Raw genomic sequence first — 6,841 nt, forward strand, 5'->3', positions numbered from 1 at the left:
AGGGTTGGAAAGCTAGGACGTTTCGGTGTCCGCGGGGTCGGCGGGCTCCGCGGCTGCTAGAACGTGGTGCATGGCGCGCCAGGTCAGGCGGGCGTTCAAGTACCGCTTCTATCCCACCGGTGAGCAGGCGGCTGAGTTGTCGCGCACGTTCGGGTGTGTGCGGCTGGTGTACAACATGGCGCTGGAGGAGCGCACCCGGGCCTGGCATGGCGAGCGGCGCCGAATCTCCTATGTGCAGTCGTCGGCCGCGTTGACACAGTGGAAGAAGACGGCGGAGTTCGCATCCCTGGCGGAGGTGTCGTGCGTGCCGCTCCAGCAGGCGCTGCGGCATCTTCAGACGGCGTTCGCCAACTTCTTCGCCAAGCGGGCCGCCTATCCGCGGTTCAAGTCGCGCAAGCGGTCGCGTGCGTCGGCCGAGTACACCCGGAGCGCGTTCATTTGGCGCGACGGGCGCCTCACTCTGGCGAAGATGTCCGCGCCGCTGGACATCCGCTGGTCGCGTCCGCTGCCCGAGGGTGTGGAGCCTTCCACGGTGACGGTGTCGCGCGACAGTGCCGGGCGCTGGTTCGTGTCCCTGCTGTGCCAGGACTGCGTCGCCTTCGCCCCCGCCACGGAGGCGGCGGTCGGGGTGGACGCCGGGATCACTTCGCTGGTGACCCTGTCGACCGGGGAGAAGATCGCCAACCCCCGGCACGAGCGGCGCGACCGCGCCCGCCTGGCCAAGGCGCAGCGGGAGCTGTCGCGAAAGGCCCCGGGTTCGGCGAACCGGGACAAGGCCCGCCGCAAGGTCGCCCGCGTGCACGCGCGGATCGCCGATCGGCGCCGCGACTTCCTGCACAAGCTGTCGACTCGTCTCGTCCGTGAGAACCAAACGGTCGTGATCGAGGACCTCACCGTCGCCAACCTGCTCAAGAACCGCAGACTCGCCCGCGCCATCTCGGATACGGCGTGGGCGGCGCTCCGCACGATGCTGGAGTACAAGTGCGCCTGGTACGGCCGCGACCTGGTCGTGGTCGACCGCTGGTTCCCCTCCTCCAAGCTGTGCGGAACCTGCGGAACCATCCGCGCCAAGCTGCCGCTGGACGTCCGCGAATGGACGTGCGGCTGCGGCAGCGTGCATGACCGCGACGTCAACGCCGCGCGCAACATCCTGGCCGCCGGGCTGGCGGTGACCGCCTGTGGAGACGGTGTAAGACCTCAACGGGACGCCTCCCGGACGAGGCGGTCGTCGGCGAAGCAGGAAACCCAGCGGGCGATCGCTGGAACCTCCCGCCCATAGGCAGAGGAGGAAGTCAAGCATTCCTTCCTTCGGCGGCGGCGGCGGCGTCGTCGGTGGTCGGCGGGGGGTGCTGGAGGGTGTCGCAGGCGTGGGAGAGCAGGTCCGCGGCCCGGGGGTAGTCGACGAGCTGCTCGGCCAGCAGTTCCAGACCCGGCAGGAGGCTCCGGGCGGGCACGCCGCGCGCGGAGAGGATGCCCGCCGTCCAGCCGATGAATCCGGTGAACAGGTCCGGGTCGTCCACGTAGAGGGCGGTGCCGAGGAAGTCGACGATGTGGGCGATGTCCTCGGCGGTGTGGCGGAGCTGCTGGTCGGTGTAGTCCGCCATCGCCGGGAAGCGTTTCGGCAGCTCGGTCATCACGTGCCGCACGAGCCCGCGCGCGGTCCGGCTGATCTGCGTGTACTCCTGGTCGGCCAGGTGCGGCAGGTCGTCGATGACCTGGTGGACGGGCGGCGGCTTGCGCAGCGGCCCCTCCGCCAGCCGGTCGGCCGCGGAGCGGGCGTCGGCGGCCCAGCCGTCGGCGCCGAGCAGTGCGGCGTACCGGCCGTCCGGCCCGTACGCGGCGCCGCCCACCAGGACGGGGGTGCCGGTCGCCTGGCACGCGGTGATGGCGGCGTGCGCGGACGGCAGCCGCGTGGCGATCGAGGACGACAGCGCCACCACGGCCGGGTTCGTCCGGTGCACGTGGGCGATCAGATGCGCGGTCGGCACCTGGGCGCCGAGGTAGTCGACCCGCCAGCCGCGCAGCCGCAGCACCTCGGCCAGGATCCGCGCGGGCAGCGCGTGCCACTCGCCGTCGATGCACGCGACCGCCACCCGGCCGCGCGACCCCTCGCCGCGGCGCGCCGGCGACTCGCGGACGGCCGGATGGTGCGCCAGCGCCGCGATCGTCCGCTCGTTGATCGCCGTCGCGGTGTGCTCCTGGGCGACGGTGAGCCGGTTCGCCGCCCACTCCCGGCCCACCCGGGCCTGGAGCGGCGCGATGATCTCCAGGAGGATGGTCTCGGCGTCCGTTCCGCGGTCGAGCGCGGTCGTGACGGCGTCGGCGGCGGCGTACTCGTCGCCGGCGATGACGGCGTCCCAGAGTCCGTCCGCCCACCCGTCGGATCCGGGGGGAGCCGCGGGAGTCCGTGCGGTCGCGGTCACGCGGTGAACCTCCCCGGGCCCTGCCCTCCTACGGCGCTCAGGTGGAAGCGCCGGGGAGCGGTGATGGCGACCACGGCCATGTCGTCGTGCTTGCCGCCGCCCACCCATTCCGCGGCGAGCATGTGCACCCGTTCCACGAGGGCCTCCGGGGGCATGCCGCCGCAGCGGGCGAGCTCGGCGCGCAGTCGCTCGTCGCCGAACATCTCGTCGCCCAGCGGGCCGCCGAAGGCCTCGGTGATGCCGTCGGTGTAGAGCAGGCACGTGTCGCCCGGCTCCAGCAGCACGGTGGCGGACCTGGAGGAGATCTTGTCCAGCACGCCGATCAGCGACCCGCCGGTGTCGGGGGTCTCGACCTGGCCGCCGGCCCGCACGATCAGCGGGCGGGTGTGGCCCGCGCTCGTGAGGCGCAGCCGCACGTGACTGCCCTCCCGCCGGATCGAGGCCAGCACGAGGGTCACGAAGCGGGTGGACTCGCTGCTCAGCAGCGTCCCGTTCAGCAGCTCCAGCACGCGCCTGTGGTCGTCGGCCAGCGGGAGCAGCGCCTGCAGCGTGTTGCGGATCTTGCCGGTGAGCACGGCGGCCTCCAGGCCCTTGCCGCACACGTCGCCCAGCACGACCATCGACTCCTGCTCCGCGTCGGAGCTCTCGGCCGCCGGGTGCAGGTCGTAGAAGTCCCCTCCGACGCGCTCTCCGGCGCCGGACGGCCGGTAGCGGGCCGCCAGCTCCACCTCGTCGAGGTGCTGGGTGCGCGGCGGCAGCAGCTCGCGCATCAGCGTCTCGGTGATGGACGCCTGCTCGGCGTACACGCGGGCGGCCGACATCGCCGCGCCGGCGCGGGCCGCGAACAGGCGCGCGATCAACTCCTCGCCCTCGGAGAAGGCGCGCTGCCCGCCGCGCCGGAGCAGCACCAGCGCCCCCGCGGGCACGCCGTGCCCCGGAAGCGCGGTCACCACCATCGCGCCGAGACCGCCGAGGTCGGCGCGGAGGATCCAGGGAGGCGCGCCCATCGGGTCGAGCCAGCGGGACGGCATCGGCGGGAAGCCCTGCATCGCCTCCGCGAGGCCCGGGACCTCCGAGGGGTCCACCACGAGCTCCTGATGGTCCACCTGGCCGTCGGGGCCGCAGTAGGAGACGGGGTAGGCGCGTCCGGAAGCGGGCGCGATCACCAGCGCGGCGTCGGCGAGGTGCCGCGCCGCCAGCTGGACCGTCACCTCCATGCAGCGTTCCAGGTTCAGCGACGCCAGCAGCTGGCCGGACGCCTCCGCCAGGAAGGCGGTGCGTTCGCGCTCGTCGGCGAGTTCCCGTTCCAGGCGCCGGTGCTCGGTGACGTCGAACAGCCACCAGACCGTCCCGGCCGGGGGGCCCGGCGGAGTGCCGGGATCGTCGTGGACCTCGTCGGGCACGCCGTGGGCCTCGTAGGCGCGGTCGCCGATCGGACCGTGCGCGACCGGCCGAGGGGCGCCGGGGTGCGACAGTTCGGCCGCGGTCATCTCGGGGAGGGGATCGATGGCCAGTGCATGGTGGGCCTCGGCCAGCCAGGCCGGTGCCGCGTCGTCCAGGACGGCGCCCGGGATCATGCCGAGCAGCAGGCGCGCCGCGTCGTTGAGCCGCGTGACGGTACCGCTCGGATTCACCGCGAGCGCGGGGTACGGGCCGGGCCCCAGCGCGGGGTCGAGAACGCGCCGAGTGCCGTCGATGCCTTGAGTCAGTTCCATCACGTCGCAGCCTGCGGCGGGACCACTTCCTTCCTCAGCTGAGCCGCCAAACGAGGATCTTGTCCTCGCCACCACCCTAACCGCAACAAGACAGTTGCCGGAAGGCAAAGATTCGTTCCATCTTGTCCGCGGACCCTGTCCGGCGGGAGGACGACCAGCTCAGCGGCATGATCGGAGGCCCGTGACCGGCGCCTCATGAATGCTCTCCGCGTTACGGGGTAGCCTCGGCCCAACGGGAGGTTGAGTCTGGTGATGGACGCGGTGCACGACGGAAATGATACGTCGCTTCGGCTGTGGCACGACTCTCAAGACCGACTCCGAATGCGCGTCGAGAACCGCGACACCTGCATTCTCTTCAGCGTGGAAGGTGAAATCGATTACCTGACGGCCGATGCCTTCCGGGAACATGTCCTTTCTCACTCGGAGGGTGTGGGGCGGATCGTCCTGGACCTCCAGGACGTGAGGTTCTGCGATTCCTCCGGCCTGGGGGCGCTGGTGGGCGTGTGGAAGACCGTCACGGCCCGGCAGGGCCGGCTGGTCCTCAGCCGCCCGAGCCCGGTGTGCCAGCGGATCCTGCAACGCACGGGCCTCGACGCGCACATGCTGATCAGCCCGACGCTGCGGCACGCGCTGGCCAGGATCGTCGACGGTCAGGGCGGCGCGCGGCCCTCGCCGCTGGTGCCCAACGCGCGCCAGGACGCCTCCTGAAAGGAGCCGGCCGGCGAGCGCGCCGCATATCTCGACCGAGATATATCCCTGTCGGTCCGGGCACCGAAACCCGTCTGTAAAGGCGCTGCCCGCGCCTGGCATGGCAGAGCCCCCGGGCAATGCCCGGGGGCTCTGCGGCCGGGGGATCACTTGGGCGGCATCAGGACGCTGTCGATGATGTAGACGGTCGCGTTGGCGGTCTGGACGTTGCCGCAGACGACCTTGGCGTCGTCGCCGACGGTGTAGGAGTCGCCCGAGCCGCTGCTCTTGAGCATGGCGCCGTTCAGCGTCTTGAAGTCGCCCGCCCCCAGCCCGCCCGGCGCGACCTGCCGGCCGACCACGTGGTAGGTGAGGATGCCCGTCAGCGTCTTCTTGTCCGACAGGACCTTGTCGAGCGTCTCCTTCGGAATCTTCTTGAACGCGTCGTTGGTGGGCGCGAACACGGTGATGTTCTTCGACGAGTTGAGCGTGTCCACCAGGCCGGCCTTCTTCACGGCGCCGACCAGCGTGGACAGCACCGGGTTGTTGGACGCGGCGGTCGCGACGGGGTCGGCGGCCATGCCCTGGAAGCTGCCCTTGCCGGACGCCGGGACGGCCGAGCACGCGGGCCCGAACGGCCCGCCGGCGGACGGCGCGCCGCTCGGCGAGGCGGCCGGCGCGGACGATCCGGCCGGAGCGGCGGCGGCGTCGCCCTTGTCGTCGCCGGAGCAGGCCGCCGCGCCGGTGGCGAGGGCGGTCGCCGCGAGGACGCCGGCGACGATGCGGTTGCGGTACATGGGGAACTCCTCTTGTCGGTGACTTCTCGTCGGTGACTTTCACTGGCTCGGATGCGGACGGGCTCAGGTCACGGTGACCACCACCGAATGCCATCCGGTGGCGCCGTTCGGGGACGGCGGGGCGCGGTGCCCGGGCTGCGTGCGGCCGGTCCCGTCGGTGGCGCGGCAGCGGAGCGTGTGGGAGCCGGGAGCGGCGTCCCAGTCGGCGACCCACTGCCGCCATGTGTCCAGGCCGGGGACGGGCGCGAGCCGCGCCTCCCGCCAGGGGCCGTCGTCGACCTGCCATTCGACGGCGTCGACGCCGCGGTGCTGCGCCCACGCGGTGCCCGCGACGGCGACGCGTCCCGCCTTCACGGCGGCGAGCGGCCTCGGCACGTCGATCCGGGAGAACGTCTTGACCGGCGCGTTCTCGGCGTAGCCGCGCTCCGTCCAGTACGCGCGGTCGGTCGCGAAGCGCGTGACCTTGAGGTCGACCACCCACTTGGTGGCCGAGACGTAGCCGTAGAGGCCCGGGACGACCATGCGCGCGGGGAAGCCGTGGGCGATCGGCAGCGGCTCGCCGTTCATGCCGACGGCGAGCATCGCGTCCCGGCCGTCGAGGATCGTCTCGATCGGGGTGGACAGCGTCATGCCGTCGGCCGAGCGGGACAGGATCTGGTCGGCGCCGGAGTGGATTCCCGCCCTGCGCAGCAGCGGCGCGAGCGGGGCGCCCAGCCAGCGCGCGTTGCCCGCGAGGTCGCCGCCGACCTGGTTGGATACGCACGCCAGGGTGATGTCGCGTTCGATCAGTGCCTCACGCAGCAGGTCGTCGAACGACATCTCGACGGGGCGGCCGACCATGCCGTGGATGCGCAGCGTCCAGTCGCGCGGGTCGACCTGGGGCAGGGTGAGCGCGGTGTCGACGCGGTAGAAGTCCCGGACGGCCGTGTGGAACGGCGTCATCCCCGCCGCCCGCACCTGCGCGCCCGGGGGCACCGGACGCGCCGCGCTCGCCGGACGCGGCAGCCGCAGGCCGGCCCGGACGGAGGTGACGTCGCCGCGGCGCAGCAGTGCCCCCCCACAAGCACCGCCGGCCGCGGCGACGCCGATCACTCCGGCCCCGGTCAGCAGCACGCGCCGCCGATCCACCTCCGTTCCGGGGCCGGTGTCCTCGGGGCGGGCGGCGCGGACCAGCGCGGTCAGCGCGGCCATGCCCGCCAGCGCGCCGACGGCGGACGGC

Annotated in this window: 6 protein-coding genes; 2 read left to right on the forward strand and 4 right to left on the reverse strand. The window is 72.6% G+C overall.

Annotated elements, in window-relative coordinates; genetic code table 11:
• Positions 1 to 70: 70 nt before the first annotated feature.
• Positions 71 to 1,279, forward strand: coding sequence for an RNA-guided endonuclease InsQ/TnpB family protein (locus ABWI04_RS01525; protein ID WP_353831101.1), 1,209 nt, complete (start codon positions 71 to 73; stop codon positions 1,277 to 1,279).
• 13 nt (positions 1,280 to 1,292) lie between these two features.
• Here ABWI04_RS01525 and ABWI04_RS01530 read toward each other — a convergent pair whose 3' ends face one another.
• Positions 1,293 to 2,423, reverse strand: coding sequence for a cobalamin B12-binding domain-containing protein (locus tag ABWI04_RS01530; RefSeq protein WP_353831102.1), 1,131 nt, complete (start codon positions 2,421 to 2,423; stop codon positions 1,293 to 1,295).
• Complete coding sequence (locus tag ABWI04_RS01535; protein WP_345182937.1) at positions 2,420 to 4,138, reverse strand: PP2C family protein-serine/threonine phosphatase; 1,719 nt, start codon at positions 4,136 to 4,138, stop codon at positions 2,420 to 2,422. Before ABWI04_RS01535 ends, ABWI04_RS01530 begins: the two co-directional genes overlap by 4 nt.
• 321 nt (positions 4,139 to 4,459) lie before the next feature.
• Between ABWI04_RS01535 and ABWI04_RS01540 the strand changes: the two genes are divergently transcribed.
• Complete coding sequence (locus ABWI04_RS01540; RefSeq protein WP_353831103.1) at positions 4,460 to 4,846, forward strand: STAS domain-containing protein; 387 nt, start codon at positions 4,460 to 4,462, stop codon at positions 4,844 to 4,846.
• Between the two features lie 146 nt (positions 4,847 to 4,992).
• Here ABWI04_RS01540 and ABWI04_RS01545 read toward each other — a convergent pair whose 3' ends face one another.
• Entirely contained in the window at positions 4,993 to 5,622 is a 630-nt protein-coding gene (locus ABWI04_RS01545) for a fasciclin domain-containing protein (RefSeq protein WP_353831104.1), read from the reverse strand.
• A 63-nt stretch (positions 5,623 to 5,685) separates the two neighbouring features.
• On the reverse strand, positions 5,686 to 6,841 hold a 1,156-nt coding region (locus ABWI04_RS01550), incomplete at its 5' end, for a molybdopterin-dependent oxidoreductase (protein WP_353831105.1).

The sequence above is a fragment of the Actinomadura sp. NPDC000929 genome (assembly GCF_040492065.1).
GTDB lineage: Bacteria > Actinomycetota > Actinomycetes > Streptosporangiales > Streptosporangiaceae > Spirillospora > Spirillospora verrucosospora.

Coding starts and splice junctions, on each gene's coding strand:
- ABWI04_RS01525 (WP_353831101.1), top strand. CDS start 71: ATGGCGCGCCAGGTCAGGCGGGCGTTCAAGTACCGCTTCTATCCCACC.
- ABWI04_RS01535 (WP_345182937.1), bottom strand. CDS start 4,138: ATGGAACTGACTCAAGGCATCGACGGCACTCGGCGCGTTCTCGACCCC.
- ABWI04_RS01540 (WP_353831103.1), top strand. CDS start 4,460: ATGCGCGTCGAGAACCGCGACACCTGCATTCTCTTCAGCGTGGAAGGT.
- ABWI04_RS01545 (WP_353831104.1), bottom strand. CDS start 5,622: ATGTACCGCAACCGCATCGTCGCCGGCGTCCTCGCGGCGACCGCCCTC.